The organism is Pseudomonas sp. NPDC089996 (genome assembly GCF_044748405.1).
GTDB lineage: Bacteria > Pseudomonadota > Gammaproteobacteria > Pseudomonadales > Pseudomonadaceae > Aquipseudomonas.
The window spans coordinates 258,911-281,705 of sequence record NZ_JBIVGA010000004.1 but is presented as its reverse complement, the minus strand read 5'-3'; the positions used below and the strand labels follow the sequence as shown (position 1 = coordinate 281,705).

Sequence of the window (22,795 nt, the reverse complement as noted above, 5' to 3'; positions counted from 1 at the left end):
GGGGGGGAGCAACGGACTATGGGGCGGATGCGGGGCTTGCGAGCACTACATAAGTAGGCCGGCAGGCCAGGCTTGCCAGCACCTGGCCCACCGTGATGGCTTACCCGGTGCGGAACCCGTGGTTGAGGTAGAGCGTCAATTTGCCATCTTGGTCTTCAACGCGTTGCCGAGTCGCTGCGTCGAGCGGATTGCCGGTCAGCGAGATGCGGGTGTGGGTATTGTCCACCACGGGCACATCCAGCAGGGCTGCGGGAAGGCTGCTGATCAGGTTGCCTTCCAGGTCCAGCAGGTCGAGCGGCATCAAGCTGTACAGCCAGTCTGGCCATGCGCTCATGCCGACCTGGCTCAGTGCCAGGCTTCTCAGTTGGCGAGTGAAGCGGAAGGGGCCGCGCAGCATCGGGCTCAACCGGTTTTCGGACAGGTCGAGCATTTCCAGGGAGGGTAAGCGTGCCAGCAATTGCAGGGAGGCGTCGTTTATTTCAAGCCCCAGATTGGTCAACTCCAGCTCCCTCAGCAGGGGCAGCTGGGCAATCGCTGCCGGCAGTGACGGCAAAGGTGCGGGGAGCTCGTACAGGGCCAGCGTGACAAGGTTGGGGTAACGGCTCAACAGCCGGTCGAATTGCTGCATGGAGGCGTCCACGCCCTCGAGGATCAGGCTATCCACCGTATGGTTGAAAAAGTCAGGCAACCCGTCAGGGAGGTCTTCCACGGTTTGATCGATGATATGCAATGGCAACTCATCGATACCGCGTGAGCGTAGTTCCCAGAACGTGCTGAATTCTTGTGCCATCTGTTGCTTGCTGGTACTGGCCGGATGGGCGTTGAGCCAGTCGTTGAGCGATTGGCGCAAGTGCCGGCGTTGTTCACCGAGATGGTCAAGTTCTTGCTGCAGGTCCTGGGTGATGGTCAGATTGAAGCGGAACCTGCGTGCGTGCTCGTCTTCGCTGAAAGCCAGGCTGCGTACCTGCTCCCGGGACAATGGGTTGCGCTCCAGGGTGATGATGGTGGCTTGGTCGGCAGGGAAGTTTTGCTCAAGAAAGCGGGGCAGCGCCTGCAACGCATTATCGCTCAATGATACCGCCTGAATGCGCTCCAACGTGCCCGCGTCGAGCCAGGCTGGCCAAGCGGTCAGCGACATGCGGTCCAGGCCAAGGAACTGTAACTGCCAATGGCCCGGTGCCGCTTCGGCCGGTGCAAGGTGATTGCCACTGAGCTCCAGGTAATCGAGCGCAGGGGGGGTGGCAAGCAAGGCGATATCTTCCACTGAGAGCATCAGGTTCTGATTGACCAGATGCAGTTCGTTGAGGTGCGCGAAGTACTGATTGATCAGCGGTAGTCGGCCTGTAAGTTCGGCGGTCGCGGGCACTAGAGAAGGCCGTTCGATGGCCAGAACCCGCAGGTTGGGGAACTGCCCGAAAAGGTTGGTGAAGGGCCAGTTGGCCTCTGCGGCCGGGATGAGCGCGTCAGGCCTGTGATTGAAGACCACATCTTCAAGATGGAGGTATCGAACGCTCTCGGTGAAACTTACGGGGAGCTGGCTGGGGAATTCTTCGAGGAAGGTGCTGTGCAGGTACAGCCGAGCCTCCTGCTCGTCCAGTAGTCCCCTGGCACCTTGTACCCAATGCCACCAGAGACCGCTCTCGATCATGTCCCTGCTATGGTTGCCCAGGCGCAGGTCCACCCGCTGTACCGGCTCTGCTCGCCAGGCAGTCACGCTCGCTTGTAACGCCAATGCTGCATCCGGCGCCGGCAGGCGCAGGATGGCCTGATTGATTTCAGCATCGGTTGCATGGTCTTCCAGCAGGGCATTGGTCAGCCAGTCAGCTGCCTGTTCTGGAAATCCCAGTGCGTCGATCTGCCGGGCAAAGCGGGTGAAGCGGTCGACATTGGCCAGGTCATGGACCAGGGGGCTCAGCGGATAGCCGATACGGCCATCGGCCAGACGCATCGGTGAGCGGAACATACGGCGTTGCATGCCCAGTTTCTTGCGCAACACGCCCCTGGGCAGCGTCGGTGCTTCCTGAACCAGCCGGCGCAGGGCGTTGGCATCACGGTGGGCGCTTATGCCCGAGACTTGCGCCAAGGCGCTGAATATCGACGTGTGCAAGGTTGCGTTGGGGTTCGAGGGGAAAGGCGTATTGACCGCGTATCCGTTTGGGTAGCGGGTAATGATCCAGCGATGTTGCGCATTTTCGGGGCCGACGCTGTCGATAGGCCCAGGTGTGAACCGGCCTTCGTGTAATTCGAGTGCCAGGTTGCTTGGCCAGCTGTCGAGCGTGGTCAGGGTATGGAGGATCAGGCGCTCGGTATCGACGTTACGCACCGAACTCAGGTACAAGCCTTCATAGGCACGCGTCAGGCGGACCTGCTGTTGATATTGCCTGGCTTCTTCGCCGAGGTGCTTGGGCACCTTGCCCACAGTCAAGGCGCCCAATTCGTCGGCAGTGGCATTACGCAGCAGCTCTTCGACCACAGCGTTGGGCAATTGCGGGTAGACCCTGCGCAGCAGTGCTGCTTCCGGGGTCTGGTTGCAGGCAAGCTGTCCGTAGCGCTTGTGGAAGGCTGCCTCGCGCTGCCATTGCGGCTGGTGAGGAAGTTGTCGGGTCACTTGCTGATCCAGCGCGAAGCGCAGCAGGGTGTCTTCGAGGAGCGCTGGCATGCGCTGGGTTTCGGCTAGCGCATGGCGCAACGCCCCTTGCTCGAGACCGCTGACGTGAAGGGCCTGCGCGAGGCTCTGATCGTCGAGCACTTCGCTGAGCGGGCCCAGCCGACGCATCAGGCGCAGTCCGTTCCATTGCCTTGGCCGGTCAAGGGCATGCAGCCAGGCACCGGCACCGTTATGGCTCAACGGCGGCTCATGACCCGAACGCCCGGAAGGGATCTCGATCTTGTAGAGACCGTTCTTGCTGTCCCATTTCAATACGTAAGTCTTGTCCTCGAGGCGCAGCCAGATCCTGCCGTCCTTACGGTACAGGCCAAGTTCGTCCGCGCTGACGCCCGCCGGAATCGGTGTTTGACTTTCGTAGGGCGTCAGGTCGGGGTTCCACAGGCGGGTGCGGCCATCCGGCAGCTCGACTTCCAGCAGTTCTTCGACAAAGGATGGTGTTTGCACCGTAGGGGGCTTCGACGCATCGAGCGGCTCGTGCCCAGTGGCCCCCGTCTCGCCCAATTCTGCTTTGAGGCCGTGCCCAACTGCCTGCGTGGCGGCAATCAATGCCATGTTCTCCAGCACGTCCAGCAGGTAGCTCATTGCCTGGTCACGGTCATCGTTTGCCCAGGCATCGATGCCTTCGTAGACTTCATACCCCAAGTTCAGCACCGTTACCGCCAACATCATCGTACCGACCGCCGGTATGAACATGCCTACGAGGTTCAATCCTGCAAAGGCGATCGACTCGTAGTAGGCCAGGCGGTCCTTGAAGGTCTTGGCATCCATGGCGACAGTGGGTACAGCGTGGAACAGTGCATCGTCGCGCAGCCGGGTGTAACGCTGGTAAAGCATCTCCTCCACGAACGAATAACGAAACAGTCGGGGGGTGACAGGTAGATCGGCGGTTGGATCAGGGATCCGTTCGTATACGTTGCGCAAGGTAAACGTCAGCGGCAGCAGGTGGTCTTGCACTTTCAGGAGCAATTCGGCTTTGCGTGCGTCGGGGATGCACCGTGCGATCACTGCCAGATCTTGCTGTATCGCATTGCGCAGAGCGGCTTTGAGGTCACTCAGCGAGTCATATTCCTGGATTGCCGCATCGCTGGCGTGGTTGTCGTAAAGCACCACTTTCGCCGTGCCTGGGAGCTGTATCAGCACCAGGCCGGTCAGCTCGATGCGCCATAACGTCAGGAAGGCGAATGTGGCCTGCGCTGGCAGTTCTGCCGTCATTCTGTCCAATACCGTGGCAAGCATGGCGTCGTAGGTAGCTTGGCTCACATGGCCGAGCAGGCATGCGCAATGCAGACTTTGCCGAAAGCGTGACATTTCCAGTTGAGCAAGGGTGTCCAGGCGCTCGGTCCATGTAATCTGGTTCGCGAGGGTGTTGTCAGGGGTTGGGTAATAGATGCTGTCGATCAGCGCGTGGTACTGGCCGCCGATGTCGAGTTCGCGGCAGAGCGCGGCGAACGCCGTCGGCGCTATGTTCACCACGTTATCGAACGGTGGGCCGTTCTGGTAACCCTGGTGGTCGAGAATGACTGAACGCGCTTGGGGGGTCTCGACGTCCATCGCGCCTGCTTCTGTCGACTTGACCTCGAAGTTCTGCAAGGCATAGTGCATCAGGGGGCGCACGAACTGCTTCGGCTCTGCTTCGCCCATTTGTCGTCTGTGGGCATGGCCGATGGCGTCGTACAGATAGGTCTTCCCGACGTCGATATCCAGGCCGAACCTGTGCCTGATGCCTTCACGCAGTCGTTGTTCGGCGAATGTCTGCAGGTTCGGCAGGGGGCTGAACAGCTTATGTGTTTCACGCTTGCTGGCGAGGAAGCGTTCATGTTCCTGAGCCAGTGCCCTGGCAATGTCGGGGTGACGCAGGCACGCGGCGCGAAGCGTATCGGGGGCGATCTCGTATGCCGTGCGCAGCGCCTGAACGTTCTGTACGGGTGCATCTTTGATCCAGTCCGGGGTCTTGCCCGCGATCACCTGGTAGTGAGAGGTGGTGGTGTGTGGCGCAATGTCAGGCATGTGCGGCTTCCTGCTTCGTCTGGAAAGCGGCACTGTCGCGTGGTCATGGACCTTGCATGATGTACTTATGTGTTGTTCGCACGAACGCAGGCATGCTCAAAGCGCAATTCAGGTTTATGATGGCCCACGGCCGAACCAAACCTCACACGGAGTGCGCGATGCAGACCCTCTACCCGCAGATCAAACCCTACGCCCGGCACGATCTGGCCGTGGAAGCGCCGCATGTGCTGTATGTCGATGAAAGCGGCTCGCCGGAAGGTCTGCCTGTGGTGTTCATCCACGGAGGCCCGGGTGCGGGTTGCGATGCCCAGAGCCGTTGCTATTTCGACCCTAACCTGTACCGCATCATAACTTTCGACCAGCGCGGCTGTGGCCGGTCCACGCCGCACGCGAGCCTGGAGAGCAACACCACCTGGCATCTGGTCGAGGACCTTGAGCGCATCCGCAAGCACCTGGGGATCGACAAATGGGTGCTGTTCGGCGGCTCCTGGGGCTCGACTCTGGCTCTGGCCTACGCCCAGACCCACCCGGAGCGCGTGCACGGCCTGATCCTGCGTGGCATCTTCCTGTGCCGCCCGCAGGAAATCGAGTGGTTCTACCAGGCAGGCGCCAGCCGCATGTTCCCGGACTACTGGCAGGATTACGTCGCGCCGATCCCGCCAGAAGAGCGCGGCGACCTGGTCAAGGCCTTCCACAAGCGCCTGACCGGCAACGACCAGATCGCCCAGATGCACGCGGCCAAGGCCTGGTCCACCTGGGAAGGCCGCACCGCCACGCTGCGCCCCAACCCGCTGGTGGTCGACCGCTTCTCCGAGCCGCAGCGGGCGCTGTCGATCGCCCGTATCGAATGCCACTATTTCATGAACAATGCATTCCTGGAGCCGGACCAGCTGATTCGCGACATGCCGAAGATCGCTCACCTGCCTGCGGTGATCGTGCATGGCCGCTATGACGTCATCTGCCCGCTGGACAACGCCTGGGCGTTGCACCAGGCCTGGCCGAACAGTGAGCTGAAAGTGATCCGCGACGCCGGCCATGCCGCCTCCGAACCCGGCATTACCGATGCCCTGGTGCGCGCCGCCGACCAGATGGCCCGCCGTCTGCTCGACTTGCCGCTGGAAGAAGCATGAGGGGCTTGCTGCAGCGTGTGCGCGGCGCACGGGTAGAGGTCGGCGGGGAAGTTGTCGGTGCCATCGATCAAGGCTTGCTGGTGCTGGTGGCGGTCGAGCCTGAAGATACGCGCGAACATGCCGACAAACTGCTGCACAAGCTGCTCAATTACCGGGTGTTCAGTGACGAGCAGGGCAAGATGAACCTTTCGCTCAAGGACATTGAAGGCGGTTTGCTGCTGGTGTCCCAGTTCACCTTGGCGGCGGATACTCGCAGCGGCATGCGTCCGGGCTTCTCGACCGCAGCGCCTCCGGCGCTCGGTGCCGAATTGTTCGACTATCTTTTGCACAACGCTCGAGGCCAGCATGCGAAGGTGGCGAGCGGGCGTTTCGGTGCAGACATGCAGGTGCACCTGGTCAATGATGGCCCGGTGACATTCTTGTTACAAATATGAGGTCAAAAAACCCTTTGTTTGTAGGAAAACAAGGGGTTTTGTACGATAAATAGTTGGTCCAGCCTGATGCGTTGTAACGCGACCTGCTGGATAATCGCGCGCTGCGTGAGCCTGCGTTCGCAGGTTCGTTTCACTCTGACTCGAGCATTGTATGGACCTGTTTGGGGAATCATTACGCCCTCATGGGGTCCGAACAGTGCTCGCCAACCCGGCATTTGTCGCTGGCCGTTGGTTTCATGATCTGTTTTCGGCGAGGGTTGCTCGTGATTGTTAGTCCCCAAAAAGCATCAAGAATCCCCGGCACCGGGCTGCGCAAGGCCCTGATGGCCAGTGTGGCACTGGTCGGCCTGATGAGCGCGGGCCAGCTGTGGGCATTCAATCTTGACGATGTTGCAGCCAAGGCAAAGGATCTGGCCGGCCAGAAGTACGAAGCACCGAAAAGCAACCTGCCGGCTGCCTTCCGCGACATGAAGTTCGCGGACTACCAGAAGATCCACTTCCTGCAGGAAAAGGCCGAGTGGGCCAAGGACAAGACACCATTCAAGCTGTCCTTCTACCACCAGGGCATGCACTTCGACACGCCGGTGAAGATCAACGAGGTCACCGCCACCAACGTCGAGGAAATCAAGTACGACCCGAGCCGCTTCGAGTTCGGTGACGTGCCGCACGACCCGGAAACCGTCAAGAACCTCGGTTACGCCGGTTTCCGCGTGCTCTACCCGATCAACAAGGCCGACAAGCAGGACGAGATCATGACCCTGCTGGGGGCCAGCTATTTCCGCGTGGTCGGCAAGGGCCATGTGTATGGCCTGTCGGCCCGTGGCCTGGCCATCGACACCGCGCTGCCGTCGGGTGAAGAATTCCCGCGCTTCACCGAGTTCTGGGTCGAGAAGCCCAAGCCGGCCGACAAGCACCTGGTGATCTACGCCCTGCTGGATTCACCGCGTTCCACCGGCGCGTACAAGCTGATCCTGCGCCCGGGCAGTGACACCGTGGTCGACGTGCAGTCGCGGGTGTTCCTGCGTGACCAGGTCAGCCGCCTGGGCATCGCCCCGCTGACCAGCATGTTCCTGTTCGGCCCCAACCAGCCGTCGAAGGTGCTGAACTACCGCCCTGCGTTGCACGACTCTGAAGGCCTGTCGATCCATGCCGGCAACGACGAGTGGATCTGGCGCCCGCTGAACAACCCGAAACACCTGGCCGTGAGCAACTTCAGCGTCGAGAACCCGCGTGGTTTCGGCCTGATGCAGCGCCAGCGCGCCTTCAGTGACTACGAAGACCTCGACGACAACTACCAGAAGCGCCCGAGCGCCTGGATCGAGCCGAAAGGGGACTGGGGCAAGGGCACCGTCGACCTGGTGGAAATCCCGACTGCCGACGAAACCAACGACAACATCGTTGCCTTCTGGAGCCCGGAGAAGCTGCCTGAGCCAGGCAAGCCGTTCGAATACGCCTACCGCCTGCACTGGACCATCGACGAGGCACAGTTCCAGGCCCCTGACCTGGGCTCGGTCAAGCAGACCCTGCGTTCCACCGGCGACGTCAAGCAGTCCAACCTGATCCGTCAGCCTGACGGCAGTGTCGCCTTCCTGGTCGACTTTGCCGGCCCGGCGCTCGCGGCCCTGCCGGAAGACGCCGCAGTGCGCAGCCAGATCAGCGTCGGCGACAACGCCGAGGTGGTCGAGAACAATCTGCGCTATAACCCGGAGACCAAGGGCTGGCGCCTGACCCTGCGCTTGAAGGTCAAGGAAGCCAACAAATCGACCGAAATGCGCGCAGCGCTGGTGCGTGATGTGCCGGTCGAACCGGCCAAGCCTGTTGCCGAGACCAAGCAGGAAAAGGCCGCAGCCAAGCACGCCAAGCATGAGAAGAGCGCCAAGGCGGAACCCGCCAAGGCCGAACAACCTGCCGCCGATGCGGCGCCCACCAACGGGACCCCGGCCACCACTGAAAAGGTGCTGACCGAGACCTGGAGCTATCAGTTGCCTGCCGATGAGTAACTCAAGCGCAAGGCCGGAATCGCTTGGCGAATACCTGGCCCACCTCCCACTGAGCGATGAGCAGCGCGCGGAACTCGCCAGCTGCACCTCGTTCGGTGAGCTGCACCAACGCCTGGCGGCCAACCCGGCCGCCAACACCACCGAGGCCGTGCAGGCCTCGGTCGGCCCGCGCCTCACCGTAGGCAGCGCCGCCGAGCTGGAAGACGCCGAGATGCTCGGTGTCGACGGCAGCGGCCGCCTGTGCCTGAAGATCGCACCGCCGATCAAGCGCACCAAGGTCGTCCCCGAACCGTGGCGCACCAACGTGCTGATCCGCATGTGGCGGCGCATGACCGGCCGCCCCAACGCCCCGCAGCCACCCAAGCGCGAGCTGCCGGCGGCGCGCTGGCGCACGGTCGGCTCGATCCGCCGTTACATCCTGCTCGCCCTGATGATCGGCCAGACCATCGTCGCCGGCTGGTACATGAAGGGCATCCTGCCGTACCAGGGCTGGTCGTTCGTCGATCTGGACGAAATCGTCAGGCAGCCGCTGTGGGACACCGTGGTGCAGGTCTGGCCGTATGCCTTGCAGACGTCGATCCTGGTGCTGTTCGGTATCCTTTTCTGCTGGGTTTCGGCAGGTTTCTGGACCGCGCTGATGGGCTTCCTCGAGCTGCTCACCGGGCGTGACAAGTACAAGATTTCCGGCAGCAGTGCTGGCAACGAGCCGATTGCACCCGAGGCGCGTACCGCGCTGGTGATGCCCATCTGCAACGAAGACGTGCCGCGCGTGTTCGCAGGCCTGCGGGCGACTTTCGAGTCGGTGGCGGCCAGTGGCAACCTCGACCGCTTCGACTTCTTCGTGCTCAGCGACACCAACGACACCGACATCGCCGTGGCCGAGCAACAGGCGTGGCTGGACGTGTGCCGCGAGACCAAGGGCTTCGGCCGCATCTTCTACCGCCGCCGGCGCCGCCGCGTGAAACGCAAGAGTGGCAACCTCGACGACTTCTGCCGTCGCTGGGGTGGCGAGTACAAGTACATGGTCGTGCTCGACGCCGACAGCGTCATGAGCGGCGAGTGCCTGAGCAGCCTGGTGCGCCTGATGGAGGCCAACCCGGACGCCGGCATCATCCAGACCGGGCCGAAAGCCTCGGGCATGGACACCCTCTATGCGCGCATGCAGCAGTTCGCTACCCGCGTGTACGGCCCGCTGTTCACCGCCGGCCTGCACTTCTGGCAGCTGGGCGAGTCGCACTACTGGGGCCATAACGCGATCATCCGCATGAAGCCGTTCATCGAGCACTGCGCCCTGGCGCCGTTGCCGGGCAAGGGCGCGTTCGCCGGGGCCATCCTCTCCCACGACTTCGTCGAAGCCGCGCTGATGCGTCGCGCCGGCTGGGGTGTGTGGATCGCCTATGACCTGCCGGGCAGCTACGAAGAACTGCCGCCGAACCTGCTCGACGAGCTCAAGCGCGACCGCCGCTGGTGCCACGGCAACCTGATGAACTTCCGCCTGTTCCTGGTCAAGGGCATGCACCCGGTGCACCGCGCGGTGTTCCTCACCGGCGTGATGTCGTACCTGTCGGCGCCGCTGTGGTTCCTGTTCCTGGTGCTGTCGACCGCATTGCTGGCAACCAACACGTTGATGGAGCCGCAGTACTTCATCGAACCGTACCAGCTCTACCCGCTATGGCCTCAGTGGCACCCGGAGAAGGCCGTGGCGCTGTTCTCCACCACCATCGTGCTGCTGTTCCTGCCCAAGCTGCTCAGTGTCATCCTGATCTGGGCCAAGGGCGCGGTCGAGTTCGGCGGGCGCATCAAGGTCACCCTGTCGATGCTGATGGAGATGCTGTTCTCCATGCTGCTGGCGCCGGTGCGGATGATCTTCCACACCCGCTTCGTGCTGGCCGCGTTCCTCGGCTGGGCGGCGACCTGGAACTCGCCGCAGCGCGACGACGACTCCACCCCGTGGAGCGAGGCGCTGCGCCGTCATGGCCCGCAGACCCTGCTGGGCTTTGCCTGGGCCGGGCTGGTGGCGTGGCTGAACCCGAGCTTCCTGTGGTGGCTGGCGCCGATCGTGGGCTCGCTGGTGCTGTCGATCCCGGTATCGGTCATCTCCAGCCGCACGCGCCTGGGCCTGGCGGCCAAGGACGAGAAGCTGTTCCTCATCCCCGAGGAATACGCCACGCCGCAAGAGCTGCTGGCGACCGACCAGTACACCCACGAGAACCGCTGGCATGCCCTGCATGACGGCTTCGTGCGTGCGGTGGTCGACCCACGGCAGAATGCCCTGGCGTGCGCCATGGCCACGGCCCGTCACGGCCAATCCGCGTCGATCGAAGCGCTGCGTGCAGAGCGTGTGGCCAAGGCGATCGAAGTCGGGCCGCAAGGGCTGGACCTCAATACCCGCCTGGCCTTGCTCAGCGACCCGGTAGCCTTGAGCCGCCTGCACGAGCAGGTATGGGCCGAGCACAATGCGGCCTGGATCGATGTGTGGCGTGCCTCGATCAACAACGACCCGCATTCGCCGCTGCTGCCACTGCACCCGGAGAATGAAGGCCAGCCAGCACTCGTCGGCGCCTGATAAGGCCTCTTCGCGGGCACGCCCGCTCCCACAGGGTCCAAGGTGATCTCTGTGGGAGCGGGCGTGCCCGCGAAGCTTTTCAGGGCCCAGGCCGATTTTGGCCAACAAAGTCCCCCCCGGCTCTAGGTCCCAGGCCCTCCATGCGTTAGCATCCCTCTCCGATAATCCGCATCGGCCGGTACGGCCGTGCCAAGACAATAAGATTCGCTTCTTTTTTGCTAGGGGACTTGGTGATGATCAAGAAATACCTTTCGCGACTGCTGGTCGGTGTCACCGCCCTGGTCGCAGTAACTGCGGCCCAGGCCGGCGCCATCGATGACGCGGTCAAGCGCGGCACCCTGCGGGTGGGCATGGACCCCACCTACATGCCGTTCCAGATGACCAACAAGCGTGGCGAGATCATCGGCTTCGAAGTCGATATCCTCAAAGCCATGGCCAAGTCCATGGGCGTCAAGTTCGAAGCTGTTTCCACCGCCTATGACGGCATCATCCCAGCCCTGCTGACCGACAAGTTCGACATCATCGGCAGCGGCATGACCCTGACCCAGGAACGCAACCTGCGCCTGAACTTCAGCGAACCCTTCATCGTGGTTGGCCAGACCCTGCTGATCCGCAAGGAGCTGGCGGGCGAGATCAAGTCGTACAAGGACCTGAACAACGAGAAGTACCGCCTCACCTCCAAGCTCGGTACCACCGGCGAGATGGTTGCCAAGAAGCTGATCAGCAAAGCCAAGTACCACGGCTACGACAACGAGCAGGAAGCGGTGATGGACGTGGTCAACGGCAAGGCTGACGCCTTCGTCTACGACGCGCCGTACAACGTGGTGGCCGTCGAGAAGGCCGGTGCCGGCAAGCTGCTGTTCCTCGAAGAACCCTTCACCTACGAGCCGCTGGCCTTCGGCCTGAAGAAAGGCGACTACGACAGCATCAACTTCATCAACAACTTCCTGCACCAGATCAAGCACGACGGGACCTACGATCGTATTCACGACAAGTGGTTCAAGAACAAGGACTGGCTGAAGGAAATGGAATAAGGCCCAGGCCAAAAGCCCGCCTTTGACCCCGACGCGCAGGCAAACCCTGCGCGTTCGCATTTACGGAAGTACCCCACGTGATCAAACACAAGAAAGCCCAGTGGCCCTGGCACGGGTTGACCGCCCTGGTCCTGGTGGGCCTGGCGCTCAGCCTGTACATGGCCACCTCGATGATTTCCTACGAGTGGCGCTGGAACCGCGTACCGCAGTACTTCGCCTACAAGGCCGAAGACGTGCAGCGTGCCGCGGGTAACGGCAGTGTGCAGGAGATCGTCGTTTCCGGTGACACCGCGCGTGTCACGCTCAAGGACGAAAACGGCGACGAGCAAGTGCTCGACGTGGCCAAGGACAGCCTGCAACTGAGCCGTGGCGACGACGTCGCCGAAGGCGACCAGGTCGGCGTGACTCGTCACTGGGCGGCTGGCCCGCTGGCCTGGGGCCTGTGGACCACCTTGTGGATCTCGGTGGTGTCCGGCGCGCTGGGCCTGGTGATCGGCCTGTTCGCCGGTTTGTGCCGGTTGTCGAACAACCCGACCCTGCGCGACCTGTCGACCGTCTACGTCGAACTGGTGCGCGGCACACCGCTGCTGGTGCAGATCTTCATTTTCTACTTCTTCATCGGTACCGTGCTCAACCTGTCCCGCGAGTTCGCCGGCGTGGCCGCACTGGCGCTGTTCACCGGCGCCTATGTGGCGGAAATCGTCCGTGCCGGCGTGCAGTCCATCGCCAAGGGGCAGAACGAGGCTGCGCGCTCGCTGGGCCTGAACGCCGGCCAGTCGATGCGCCACGTGATCCTGCCGCAGGCGTTCAAGCGCGTGCTGCCACCGCTGGCCGGGCAGTTCATCAGCCTGGTCAAGGACACCTCGCTGGTGTCGGTGATCGCCATCACCGAACTGACCAAGAGCGGCCGCGAGGCCATCACCACGTCGTTCTCGACTTTCGAGATCTGGTTCTGCGTGGCCGGCCTGTACCTGCTGATCAACCTGCCGCTGTCGCACATCGCCAGCCGGCTCGAGCGGAGGCTTGCGCAAAGTGATTGAAGTCCGTGATCTGCTGAAAGTCTTCGACACCCGCGGCCATGTGGTGCGGGCTGTGGATAACGTCACCACGCAAGTCGCCAAGGGCGAAGTGGTGGTGGTGCTCGGCCCGTCGGGTTCGGGCAAGTCGACCTTCCTGCGCTGCCTGAACGGCCTGGAGCATTTCGACGAAGGCCATGTGGCCATCGACGGTCTGCAGCTGGCCGACCCGAAGACCGACATCAACGCCTACCGCCGCGAAGTCGGCATGGTGTTCCAGCACTTCAACCTGTTCCCGCACATGACCGTGCTGGAAAACCTGTGCCTGGCGCAAAAGGTGGTGCGCAAGCGCAACAAGGCCGAGCGTGAAGCCAAGGCCCGGGCGTTGCTGGAGAAGGTCGGCATCGCGCAGAAGGCCAACGAATTCCCGTCGCGGCTTTCCGGTGGTCAGCAACAGCGGGTGGCGATTGCCCGTGCGCTGGCGATGGACCCGAAGGTGATGCTGTTCGACGAACCGACTTCGGCGCTGGACCCGGAAATGGTCGGCGAGGTGCTGGACGTGATGAAGACCCTGGCCCAGGAAGGCATGACCATGGTTTGTGTCACCCATGAAATGGGCTTTGCCCGTGAAGTGGCGGACCGGGTGCTGTTTTTCGATCACGGTAAACTGCTGGAGGATTCGGCACCGGCCGAGTTCTTTGCTGCGCCGAAAGACCCGCGTGCGCAGGCTTTCTTGCGGCAGGTGCTTTAACCGCGCGTCTGCTTATATTTGTTAAAGCCCCATTGCCAGAAAGCTGGAATTGCAGACTGCGCTGGGGCTGATTAGTACTTATTCTCGTCTGGCTTTGTTAAATGGGTGATCAGCTGGTTGTTTATGTGTCGAAAAATACTTGTGGGTCAATAGCGAAAGGGAAGAATGGTTCGTTCGCTGTAGGTCCTTTCGCGATGATCAAGTTTACCTCTTAAGTCCTTCAGGTATTCATAGGGGTACATCTTATCTCTATTAAAGAGGTCAAACCCCAATTCCTCGGCAAGTTTATTGTGGGTATTTATGGCTTCTGATATCTTTGTCTTTTTGATGAGTCTTTTATCCTCTCGTGAGGATTCAAGGCTTAGAAGTTCGGACTTATAGTATTTTCTATCCCAATTGAGGTCTTTCTCATATTTCCATCCTCTAGAATCGCCGTTTGCATAATGTAAATCGTATCGTGCTTTATTGTAATTCGCTCTTGCACGCTTTATTTTGTTGTCATGTAGTTTTAAATCGACTTTTGCTTTTATAATCTTGTCGTACATTTCCGATGCGGATTTGTCAATCATTTCAGCCTGTATTTTTGTTCTTGGAGCGGAACGGAGGCTGGGTGAAAGCTGCTCGATTGATCTTGTTTGCTCTATAAGTTTGAGTTGTTTTTTTACAACGACCGGTTGACCTTTATAACCGATGAGTGGATCCAGTCTTAATGGCATATGGCCGCTTGGGTCGATAGAATTTATTGGGTCACCTCCACAATAGGCGTAACCATTCAGAATGCAAAAGGGTGAAATCGTGTCGGGCGAATTGAAACGCCCACAGTTTTGAAGATAATATCGGAATCCCTGTCCCAGGGAATAGGCGCTCAGTGCACGGTCTATTAATTCTCCATTGAATCCGACAGGGCAATCTGCAGCGGGCAAGCTATAACCGTAGGGAGAATAAGCTAGCGCTTGCCGCTGTTTATCTGTACTAGTGAACAATACGGAATTGTTTTGGTCTCCTGCGATCAGTGTTATGTGAGGCTTGTCAGTCCTCGTAAACGCTAGCAGCTTAACAAAGCTTCTGAATAGGGAAGTGGACACTGAGCTGCCTACCAGTGTGGTGGGGGTTCGGTTTTGGTAAAAAATTTTTCTGAAGCTATCGTTTTTTTTCATGGCGATAAACAAACAGGTCGGTAGGAGCTTTAGTCTTGTTCGCTTCGCATTCACGTGCAACTAGCATTTTTACTAGGGCTTCCGCGCTATAAAGACTTCAGAGGCAGTCCCACGTCAAACGTGATGCCAAGGTCTGGGTGTTGTCGGAGAAGGTCGGCATTGTGCAGAAGGCTAATGAATACCCATCGCGGCTGTGCAAAAAAGGGCGAAGGCGAGCACCTGTCAGCACTGACGCGCTTATCTGACTAGCATAGGCTCACGCTCTAAGCAAAATTCACACGCCCTGCGATGTCAACGAATCACCGTTGCGCTTGCGCACTCAGATGCTGGAAGACTCGGCCCCGACCGAGTTCTTCGCTGCGCCGAGACTCAAAGGCGGAAGCGCCCAACCAGCCCTTGCAGATGGGTGCCCAATCTGGCCAGCTCCACGCTCGAACTGGCCGTCTCCTCACTCGCCGCCGAGGTCTGGTCGGAAATATCCCGCACATTCATCACGCTGCGGTTGATCTCTTCGGCCGTGGCACTCTGCTGCTCGGCCGCCGTGGCGATCTGCTGGTTCATGGCCTGAATCGACGAAACGGTGTGGGTGATGGTTTCCAGCGAGCTGCCGGCGCGGCGGGTCAACTCGACGCTGCTGTCGGTCAGCTGACGGCTGGCGTCCATCACGCTGGCCACGCGCTGTGTACCGCTTTGCAGGCCGGCGATCAGCTCTTCGATTTCTTCAGTCGATTGCTGGGTGCGCTGGGCCAGGCTGCGTACTTCGTCCGCGACCACCGCAAAGCCGCGGCCGGCCTCACCGGCTCGCGCGGCCTCGATGGCGGCATTGAGCGCCAACAGATTGGTCTGCTGGGCCACCGATTTGATCACATCGAGCACGCTGCCAATCTTGTCGCTTTCGGCCTTGAGCTGGTTCATCGCCTCGCTGGAGTTGACCACTTCGCTGGCCAGGCGCTCGATCTGCGTGACCGCCTCGCTGACCACACGATCACCCTCGCGCGCCTGCTGGTCGGCCATTGCCGCAGCTTCGGAAGCCTGCTCGGCATTGCGCGCCACTTCATGCACGGTGGCGGCCATTTCGTTCATCGCAGTCGCCACCTGGTCGGTCTCGACCTTTTGATTGTTGACCCCTGCGCTGGTCTGTTCGGTCACCGCCGACAGTTCTTCGGCAGCGCTGGCGATCTGGGTTACACCATCGCCGATGCCACCGATCAGCTCGCGCAGGGCCTGGGTCATGCGCTGCATACTGGCTTGTAACTGGCCAAGCTCATCGCGCCGGGTCGCATGCAGGTCCTGGCGCAGGTCGCCGTTGGCCACACGCTCGGCGGCGGCGAGGGTCTGGCGCAGGGGGATGATGATCTGCCGGGTAATGGCCCATGCCGCGAGCAGGCCCAGTATCAAAGCCAGCACCGTAGCCCCGGCAAGCGTTGCCTTGGCCTGGCGGGCGCCGTCGTCACGCACTTGCGTTTGTGAAGCGGTCATGGCTTGGCTGGTCTGAAGCAGCACCGTACCTTGATCGGCCATGCGCTGCAGCGTCTGTGTATTGTCAGCGCCTTGGCGCAGCTCGTTGAACGCGCGGCGGTACTGGCGTACGGCTTCCATTTGCTGGTCCAGGCGCTGGCGGTCGGCAGGCTGCTCGATCAGCGTGAGCATCAGCTGAACCTGGCGCTCGAGATTGCCCAGCGCCTGTTCGATCTCGCCCGATGAGGCCTGGTCAGGCTTGCGCTCGTAGTGCTGGCGGGCGATCCGCAGGTCCTGGGTGTGCTGGAGGATGACCGAGATATTACCGAGCTTGTCACCCCGGTTGATGATGCTGTCCATGCCAAGCCAGCCTGTTACGGTGATGGCAAGGGTCAGCAACAACACCAGGCCGAAGCCCAGCCCCAACTTGCGATTGACGCTTACATTCCCCAGCGATTGGGAAAACCATTGGTACATGTTCGACTCCCCGGCAACATGGCAGCACAGATTGTTGTTGTGTTGCCAACACCATCGGCCTGCGCCGGGGAAACTTGATAGTAAAAAGCTGACCCGATTGTCAGAAAATCCTTGAGAGCAAGGCAGTTACAGCGGTTTCCACGCGCAGGATGCGCTCACCCAGCTGCACGGGAGCCAGGCCGGCCTTGCCAAGCAAATCGATTTCGTAAGGGATCCAGCCGCCTTCCGGGCCGATGGCCAGGGTTACCGGACCATCGACGGCGCGAGGGCAGGCGGGGTAGGGGCCGGGGTGGCCGACCAGGCCAAGGGTGCCGTTGGCGATGGCGGGCAGGCGGTCTTCGACGAACGGTTTGAAGCGTTTTTCGATGATCACCTCGGGCAATACCGTGTCGCGGGCTTGCTCCAGGCCGAGAATCAGGTGCTCGCGAATGGTTTCAGGGTTGAGAAACGGTGTTTGCCAGAAGCTCTTCTCGACCTTGTAGCTGTTGACCAGGATCAGCCGAGGCACACCCAGGGTGGCAACGGTCTGGAACAGCCGGCGCAGCATCTTCGGTCGCGGCACGGCCAGCACCAGGGTCAGTGGCAGCTTGGCCGGTGGTTGCTGGTCGAAGGCCACTTCCAGCTCGGCTTCGTGCTGTTCCAGGCGCAGCACTGTGGCCTTGCCCATCAAGCCGTTGATGCGCCCCACGCGCAGCGTGTCGCCCACGGCGACGCGGTGAATATCCTGCATGTGGATGAAGCGCCGATCAGCGAGGACGACGCGGTCGGCCGCGACGAAGTCGGCCTCTTCGAGGAGTAACAGGTTCACGGCTGGGTCGCTGGCGGCTGGTCGTTAGGGTCGTTGGCTTCGTCGTCGGCATGGCCGCGCTTGCGTATCAGGCTGCCGCACAGCACGCCGATCTCGAACAGCAGCCACATCGGCACCGCGAGCAGGGTCTGCGAGAAAATGTCGGGCGGGGTGAGGACCATGCCGACCACGAAGCAGCCGATGATCACGTACGGGCGGACCTTCTTCAGGTACTTCACGTCGACCACGCCGATCCACACCAGCAGTACCACGGCAACCGGGATCTCGAAAGCGACACCGAAGGCGAAGAACAGCGTCATGACGAAGTCGAGGTAGTTGGCGATGTCGGTCATCATCGCCACGCCTGCCGGGGTGGCGGCGGCGAAGAACTTGAACATCAGCGGGAACACCAGGAAGTACGCGAAGGCCATGCCGGCGTAGAACAGCAGGATGCTCGACACCAGCAATGGAATGGCGATGCGCTTTTCGTGGCGGTACAGGCCTGGCGCGATGAAGCCCCAGATCTGTTGGAGGATGAACGGGATCGACAGGAACAGCGAGACGATCATGGTCAGCTTGAACGGCGTCAGAAACGGCGAGGCCACGTCGGTGGCGATCATCGTCGCGTTGGCCGGCAAGTGGTCGCGCAGTGGCGCCGATACCAAGGTGTAGATCTGCTGGGCGAAGGAGAACAGCCCGGCAAAGATCAGGAAGATGACCGCCACGCAGCGCAACAGGCGGGTACGCAGTTCGGTCAGGTGCGAAACCAGCGGCATTGGCTGGTCGTGTTGCGGATTTTCGCTCATGGGGCTCGCGGCGGTTGAGGCTGTTCGGTCGGTTCCGGCGTGGCCGTCGGCGCTACTGGCGCTATCGGCGTTGCCGTTGGCGCAACGGCAGGCTCGGTAGCGGTTGGCGACGGTACTGGCGGCTTCTGCGGGTTGAGGATGCGCTTGGCTTCCTCTTCCATCTGCAGGATGTGCTCGTTATGCAGCTGGCGGCGTATGTCGTCGGCACCGATTTCGCGCTCGACTTCCATCTTGATCGCATTGAAGCTGCGTTTCAGCCGCCCTATCCACAGCCCCGCGGTTCGCGCGGCGCCAGGCAGGCGCTCGGGGCCGAGCACCAGCAGGGCGACCAGGCCGACGAGTAGCAACTCGCTGAAGCTGATGCCGAACATGGGTCAGTCTTTCCGCTGCGGCTCTTGGACCGGCTGGGCCTGGCCCTCGATGGTGTGGCCTTGCTGCGGCTGCGCAGTGTTCTGCACCGGCGGTACAGGCTGGGCGGGCGGCGGGGTGTGCTCGGCCGGCTTGGTTTCTTCGTCGTTCATGGCCTTGCGGAAGCCCTTGATCGATTCGCCCAGGTCGCCGCCGAAGTTCTTCAGCTTCTTGGTGCCGAACACCAGAACCACGACCACCAGCAGGACGATCCAGTGTTTCCAGTCAAAAATACCCATGTTGCTCTCCTAGAATTCTATTTCGCTCAGGCCGAAGGCTGACGCGCGGCCTTTTCATCGTGCCCGGAAAGCCCGAAACGGCGCTCCAGTTCGTCGAGCACGGCTTGTGGATGCTGGCCCAGTGCGCTGAGCATGACCAGGCTATGGAACCACAAGTCTGCGGTTTCATAGATGACATCACTGTAATCCTTGCTCACGGCGGCGTCTTTGGCCGCGATGATGGTCTCGACAGACTCTTCGCCGAGCTTTTCGAGGATCTTGTTCAGGCCCTTGTGGTACAGGCTGGCCACGTAGGAGCTGTCGGGCGCCGCTTGTTTGCGCTCTTCGAGCACTTCGGCCAGGCGGTTGAGGGTGTCGCTCATGTCAGTGTCCTGCGCTGTAAATGGCATCCGGGTCTTTCAGAACCGGGTCGACGGGGTTCCACTGGCCGTCCTCGAAGACGCGATAGAAGCAGCTTTCGCGGCCGGTATGGCAGGCGATATGGCCCAGTTGCTCGACCATCAGGATGATCACGTCGGCGTCGCAGTCCAGGCGCATTTCGTGCAGCTTCTGCACATGGCCGGACTCTTCGCCCTTGCGCCACAGCTTGCCACGCGAACGCGACCAGTAGATGGCACGTTGCTCGACGGCGGTCAACGCCAGCGATTCGCGGTTCATCCAGGCCATCATCAGCACGCGTCCGGTCTTGTGGTCCTGGGCGATCGCCGGTACCAGGCCATCGCTGTTCCACTTGATCTCGTCCAGCCAGTCTTTCATCGTCGACTCCAAGGCGGGCCCGCTCCTGTGCCGGGCCCTTTGCGCTAGTGTGCCAGCCAGCAGCGCGGCTGGCTATTGGCGCACGATCAGGTAAAGGCCGGCGGCCAGCATCAGCCATGCGGGCCAGGCGGCAGGGGCGGCGAGGCTGGCGGTCTCTGCGGCACTGGCTGCAAGCACCGCGCCACCGCCGAGCAGGCTGGCACCAAGCAGGCGCAGCGGCCAGCGGTCGCCTTGGCGGCGGCGCTCGGGCAATTGTGGGTCGTGCAGGTGCGGTTGCGACATACGCTCGAGCAGGTCGCGGGTCATGCCGGCCAGGTGTGGCAACTGCTCGGCCTGGCTGTAGATATTGCCCAGCACCGCCTTGGGGCTGTAACGGTCGCGCATCCAGCGTTCCAGGTAGGGTTGGGCGGTGCTCCAGAGGTCGAGGTCGGGGTACAGTTGACGGCCCAGGCCTTCGATGTTGAGCAGGGTTTTCTGCAACAGTACGAGCTGCGGCTGCACTTCCATGTTGAAGCGCCGAGCGGTCTGGAACAGACGCATCAGTACCTGGCCGAAGGAAATATCCTTTAACGGTTTTTCGAAGATCGGCTCGCACACGGTACGGATCGCCGCTTCGAACTCGTTGACCTTGGTGTGCGCCGGTACCCAGCCGGAGTCGATGTGCAACTGCGCCACGCGGCGGTAATCACGCTTGAAGAAGGCGAACAGGTTGCGCGCCAGGTAGTCCTGGTCCTCGGCGGTGAGGCTGCCGACGATGCCGCAGTCGATGGCGATGTACTGCGGGCTCCACGGTTTGACCGTGCTGACGAAGATGTTGCCCGGGTGCATGTCGGCGTGGAAGAAGCTGTCGCGGAACACCTGGGTGAAGAACACCTCGACGCCGCGCTCGGCCAGCATCTTCATGTCGGTGCGCTGGTCGGCCAAGGTTTCCATGTCGGTGACCGGCACGCCATAGATGCGTTCCATCACCAGCACTTTGGGGCGGCACAGGTCCCAGTACACCTGGGGCACGTACATCAGCTCGGAGCCTTCGAAGTTGCGCCGCAGCTGGCTGGCGTTGGCCGCCTCGCGCAGCAGGTCGAGTTCGTCGTAGATGGTCTTTTCGTAGTCGCCGACGATTTCCACCGGGTGCAGGCGGCGGGCATCGGCCGAGGCGCGTTCGGCGGCCTTGGCGATCAGGAACAGCCAGGCCAGGTCCTGGGCGATCACCGGCTTCAGGCCCGGGCGAACCACTTTGACCACCACCTCTTCGCCCGTCTTGAGGCGAGCGGCATGTACCTGGGCCACCGAGGCCGAGGCCAGGGGTTCGACGTCGAAGCGGCTGAACAGCTGGGCCACCGGGGCGCCCAGTTGCGCCTCGATCAGCGCCACGGCCTGCTTGGGGTCGAACGGCGGCACGCGGTCCTGCAGCAGCATCAGTTCATCGGCGATGTCGTTGGGCAGCAAATCGCGGCGCGTGGACAGCAGCTGGCCGAACTTGATGAAGATCGGCCCCAGGTCCTGCAGCGCCAGGCGCAGGCGCGCACCGCGGCTCAGCTCGGAGGGCTTGCGCGGCAGCCAGCGCCACGGCATCAGCAGGCGCAAGCTGGCCAGCCACCAGGGCAGCAAGGGCTGTTCGAACAACAGGTCATCGAGACGGTAGCGGATCACCACACGCTGGATGCGAAAAAGACGGCGGACGGCGAGCAGCTTCATGCGTTATCGCTGGTATCAAGGGATCGGGAGAGGCGCTGCAGGCGCGCCTCGAGGCGTTCGGTATCGAGCTTCAAGGCGTCCAGCTCGCTGAAAGCGGCTTCGGCTTCGCGCTGGCCCACCAGGGTACGCGATTCCTCGGCCAGGTATTCGGACAGGTTCTGACTGAAACGTGCCAGGCCCTGGCGGGTCCAGCGTGCGCGCAGGCGGATGTGGCCGGCGAGCATTGCCGTGGCGACCGGGCCGAGCCAGCGTTGCAACTCGTGTTCCCAGTCCAGTTCCAGGTCCTGCAGCACGCCGAACAGGTCGAGCAGCACGGCGCTGTCGCCATGCAGTTCGACCTGCGGGCTGTGCAGCACGGCGGTCTTGTCCCTGGCCACGGCCAGCTGCACCAGGCTGCCAGCCGGGGCGCGCAGGCTGCAGTCGACCTCGCCCTCCCAGTGCGCGGCAAGCATCAGGCCTTCTTCATCGGGCAGGATGAACACCTGCAGGGCCGGTTGGCGGCAGTCGATCTCGATGACCTTGCCTTCCAGCGCGGCCAGCCGCGGCAAGGCCGTGCTGTCCATGCGCAGGACGCGGTTCAGGCCATGTTCGACACTGGCGAGCAGCCCGGCCAGCAGCATCAGGGCTTGATTCCCCGGTGCACGGCAACGATGCCGCTGGTCATGTTGTGGTAGGTGACGCGGTCGAAACCGGCCTCGACCATCATGCTCTTCAGGGTTTCCTGATCCGGGTGCATGCGGATCGACTCGGCCAGGTAACGGTAGCTTTCCGAGTCGTTGGTGATCAGCTTGCCGGCCAGTGGCATGAAGGCGAACGAGTAGGCGTCGTAGGCCTTGGACATCAGCTTGTTGGTCGGTTTGGAGAACTCCAGGATCAACAGGCGGCCACCGGGCTTGAGCACGCGCAGCATCGAGCGGATGGCTTCGTCCTTGTGGGTGACGTTGCGCAGGCCGAAGGCGATGGTCACGCAGTCGAAGTGGTTGTCGGGGAACGGCAGCTTTTCGGCATCGGCCTGGACGAACTCGATGTTGCCGGCCACGCCACGGTCGAGCAGGCGGTCACGGCCGACCTTGAGCATCGAATCGTTGATGTCGGCGAGCACAACTTGCCCGGTCGGGCCGACAAGGCGCGAGAACTTCGCCGCCAGGTCGCCGGTACCGCCCGCGATGTCGAGCACGCGGTTGCCGGCGCGCACGCCCGACAGCTCGATGGTGAACCGCTTCCACAGGCGGTGCATGCCGCCGGAGAGCACGTCGTTCATCAGGTCGTACTTGGCGGCCACCGAATGGAACACCTCGGCGACTTTTTTCGCCTTCTGGCTTTCAGGCACGTCCTGGTAGCCGAAATGGGTGGTGGGTTCGGCGTGGTCGCCTTTGCGCTGGTCGTTCATATCGCTTCACCGGAAA

19 protein-coding genes are annotated in these 22,795 nt (G+C 61.8%); 7 read left to right on the top strand and 12 right to left on the bottom strand.

Going from position 1 to position 22,795, the window contains the following annotated elements:
- Positions 1-100: 100 nt before the first annotated feature.
- Positions 101-4,675 (bottom strand): dermonecrotic toxin domain-containing protein, encoded by a 4,575-nt coding sequence (locus ACIPW4_RS09125; protein ID WP_400656881.1) that lies wholly within the window; start codon positions 4,673-4,675, stop codon positions 101-103.
- A 158-nt stretch (positions 4,676-4,833) separates the two neighbouring features.
- On the opposite strand from ACIPW4_RS09125, the gene pip reads away from it, so the two are divergent.
- The 7 genes from pip (at position 4,834) to ACIPW4_RS09090 (ending at position 13,606) form a co-directional block, all read left to right on the top strand.
- Positions 4,834-5,805, top strand: coding sequence for a prolyl aminopeptidase (gene pip / locus ACIPW4_RS09120; RefSeq protein ID WP_400656879.1), 972 nt, complete (start codon positions 4,834-4,836; stop codon positions 5,803-5,805).
- Positions 5,802-6,239 carry a D-aminoacyl-tRNA deacylase gene (dtd, locus tag ACIPW4_RS09115; protein WP_400656877.1) on the top strand — a complete coding sequence of 146 codons (438 nt, stop codon included), beginning with the start codon at positions 5,802-5,804 and terminating at the stop codon, positions 6,237-6,239. Before pip ends, dtd begins: the two co-directional genes overlap by 4 nt.
- A 263-nt stretch (positions 6,240-6,502) precedes the next feature.
- Positions 6,503-8,239: a glucan biosynthesis protein gene (locus tag ACIPW4_RS09110; protein ID WP_400656874.1), complete on the top strand. Its 1,737-nt coding sequence runs from the start codon at positions 6,503-6,505 to the stop codon at positions 8,237-8,239.
- Positions 8,232-10,805: a glucans biosynthesis glucosyltransferase MdoH gene (gene mdoH / locus ACIPW4_RS09105; protein WP_400656872.1), complete on the top strand. Its 2,574-nt coding sequence runs from the start codon at positions 8,232-8,234 to the stop codon at positions 10,803-10,805. The genes ACIPW4_RS09110 and mdoH overlap by 8 nt, the downstream gene beginning before the upstream one ends.
- A gap of 236 nt (positions 10,806-11,041) precedes the next feature.
- A complete protein-coding gene (locus ACIPW4_RS09100; protein WP_400657243.1) occupies positions 11,042-11,839 on the top strand; it encodes a transporter substrate-binding domain-containing protein in 798 nt (265 codons plus the stop codon).
- A 77-nt stretch (positions 11,840-11,916) separates the two neighbouring features.
- Positions 11,917-12,879, top strand: coding sequence for an amino acid ABC transporter permease (locus tag ACIPW4_RS09095; RefSeq protein WP_400656870.1), 963 nt, complete (start codon positions 11,917-11,919; stop codon positions 12,877-12,879).
- On the top strand, positions 12,872-13,606 hold the full coding sequence (locus ACIPW4_RS09090) for an amino acid ABC transporter ATP-binding protein (RefSeq protein ID WP_400657241.1): 735 nt from the start codon (positions 12,872-12,874) through the stop codon (positions 13,604-13,606). Before ACIPW4_RS09095 ends, ACIPW4_RS09090 begins: the two co-directional genes overlap by 8 nt.
- 146 nt (positions 13,607-13,752) lie before the next feature.
- Here ACIPW4_RS09090 and ACIPW4_RS09085 read toward each other — a convergent pair whose 3' ends face one another.
- The 11 genes from ACIPW4_RS09085 to ubiE all read right to left on the bottom strand — a co-directional run bounded on the left by ACIPW4_RS09085 (position 13,753) and on the right by ubiE (position 22,779).
- Positions 13,753-14,763, bottom strand: a complete 1,011-nt coding sequence (locus tag ACIPW4_RS09085) for an RHS repeat-associated core domain-containing protein (protein WP_400656868.1) — start codon at positions 14,761-14,763, stop codon at positions 13,753-13,755.
- 369 nt (positions 14,764-15,132) lie between these two features.
- The gene (locus ACIPW4_RS09080; protein ID WP_400656865.1) at positions 15,133-16,698 is read right to left on the bottom strand and encodes a methyl-accepting chemotaxis protein; all 1,566 of its coding nucleotides are present in this window, start codon (positions 16,696-16,698) and stop codon (positions 15,133-15,135) included.
- Positions 16,699-16,798: 100 nt separating this feature from the next.
- Positions 16,799-17,506, bottom strand: coding sequence for a 16S rRNA (uracil(1498)-N(3))-methyltransferase (locus tag ACIPW4_RS09075; protein ID WP_400656863.1), 708 nt, complete (start codon positions 17,504-17,506; stop codon positions 16,799-16,801).
- Positions 17,503-18,291, bottom strand: coding sequence for a twin-arginine translocase subunit TatC (gene tatC, locus ACIPW4_RS09070; RefSeq protein ID WP_400656861.1), 789 nt, complete (start codon positions 18,289-18,291; stop codon positions 17,503-17,505). The genes ACIPW4_RS09075 and tatC overlap by 4 nt, the downstream gene beginning before the upstream one ends.
- Complete coding sequence (gene tatB / locus ACIPW4_RS09065) at positions 18,288-18,662, bottom strand: Sec-independent protein translocase protein TatB (RefSeq protein WP_400656859.1); 375 nt, start codon at positions 18,660-18,662, stop codon at positions 18,288-18,290. Before tatB ends, tatC begins: the two co-directional genes overlap by 4 nt.
- A gap of 3 nt (positions 18,663-18,665) precedes the next feature.
- Positions 18,666-18,938 carry a twin-arginine translocase TatA/TatE family subunit gene (locus ACIPW4_RS09060; RefSeq protein WP_400656857.1) on the bottom strand — a complete coding sequence of 91 codons (273 nt, stop codon included), beginning with the start codon at positions 18,936-18,938 and terminating at the stop codon, positions 18,666-18,668.
- Between the two features lie 26 nt (positions 18,939-18,964).
- Complete coding sequence (locus ACIPW4_RS09055) at positions 18,965-19,300, bottom strand: phosphoribosyl-ATP diphosphatase (protein ID WP_013974545.1); 336 nt, start codon at positions 19,298-19,300, stop codon at positions 18,965-18,967.
- A 1-nt stretch (position 19,301) separates the two neighbouring features.
- A complete protein-coding gene (hisI, locus tag ACIPW4_RS09050; RefSeq protein WP_400656855.1) occupies positions 19,302-19,694 on the bottom strand; it encodes a phosphoribosyl-AMP cyclohydrolase in 393 nt (130 codons plus the stop codon).
- Between the two features lie 72 nt (positions 19,695-19,766).
- Positions 19,767-21,389, bottom strand: coding sequence for a ubiquinone biosynthesis regulatory protein kinase UbiB (gene ubiB / locus ACIPW4_RS09045; RefSeq protein ID WP_400656852.1), 1,623 nt, complete (start codon positions 21,387-21,389; stop codon positions 19,767-19,769).
- The gene (locus ACIPW4_RS09040; protein ID WP_400656850.1) at positions 21,386-22,009 is read right to left on the bottom strand and encodes an SCP2 domain-containing protein; all 624 of its coding nucleotides are present in this window, start codon (positions 22,007-22,009) and stop codon (positions 21,386-21,388) included. The genes ubiB and ACIPW4_RS09040 overlap by 4 nt, the downstream gene beginning before the upstream one ends.
- On the bottom strand, positions 22,009-22,779 hold the full coding sequence (gene ubiE / locus ACIPW4_RS09035) for a bifunctional demethylmenaquinone methyltransferase/2-methoxy-6-polyprenyl-1,4-benzoquinol methylase UbiE (RefSeq protein ID WP_085676671.1): 771 nt from the start codon (positions 22,777-22,779) through the stop codon (positions 22,009-22,011). Before ubiE ends, ACIPW4_RS09040 begins: the two co-directional genes overlap by 1 nt.
- Positions 22,780-22,795: the final 16 nt, after the last annotated feature.

Excerpts from the sequence above, each read along its gene's own strand:
- ACIPW4_RS09125 (WP_400656881.1), bottom strand. The coding sequence starts at position 4,675 with ATGCCTGACATTGCGCCACACACCACCACCTCTCACTACCAGGTGATC.
- pip (WP_400656879.1), top strand. The coding sequence starts at position 4,834 with ATGCAGACCCTCTACCCGCAGATCAAACCCTACGCCCGGCACGATCTG.
- dtd (WP_400656877.1), top strand. The coding sequence starts at position 5,802 with ATGAGGGGCTTGCTGCAGCGTGTGCGCGGCGCACGGGTAGAGGTCGGC.
- mdoH (WP_400656872.1), top strand. The coding sequence starts at position 8,232 with ATGAGTAACTCAAGCGCAAGGCCGGAATCGCTTGGCGAATACCTGGCC.
- ACIPW4_RS09085 (WP_400656868.1), bottom strand. The coding sequence starts at position 14,763 with ATGAAAAAAAACGATAGCTTCAGAAAAATTTTTTACCAAAACCGAACC.
- ACIPW4_RS09080 (WP_400656865.1), bottom strand. The coding sequence starts at position 16,698 with ATGTACCAATGGTTTTCCCAATCGCTGGGGAATGTAAGCGTCAATCGC.
- tatC (WP_400656861.1), bottom strand. The coding sequence starts at position 18,291 with ATGAGCGAAAATCCGCAACACGACCAGCCAATGCCGCTGGTTTCGCAC.
- tatB (WP_400656859.1), bottom strand. The coding sequence starts at position 18,662 with ATGTTCGGCATCAGCTTCAGCGAGTTGCTACTCGTCGGCCTGGTCGCC.
- ACIPW4_RS09060 (WP_400656857.1), bottom strand. The coding sequence starts at position 18,938 with ATGGGTATTTTTGACTGGAAACACTGGATCGTCCTGCTGGTGGTCGTG.
- ACIPW4_RS09055 (WP_013974545.1), bottom strand. The coding sequence starts at position 19,300 with ATGAGCGACACCCTCAACCGCCTGGCCGAAGTGCTCGAAGAGCGCAAA.
- hisI (WP_400656855.1), bottom strand. The coding sequence starts at position 19,694 with ATGAAAGACTGGCTGGACGAGATCAAGTGGAACAGCGATGGCCTGGTA.
- ubiB (WP_400656852.1), bottom strand. The coding sequence starts at position 21,389 with ATGAAGCTGCTCGCCGTCCGCCGTCTTTTTCGCATCCAGCGTGTGGTG.
- ACIPW4_RS09040 (WP_400656850.1), bottom strand. The coding sequence starts at position 22,009 with ATGCTGCTGGCCGGGCTGCTCGCCAGTGTCGAACATGGCCTGAACCGC.
- ubiE (WP_085676671.1), bottom strand. The coding sequence starts at position 22,779 with ATGAACGACCAGCGCAAAGGCGACCACGCCGAACCCACCACCCATTTC.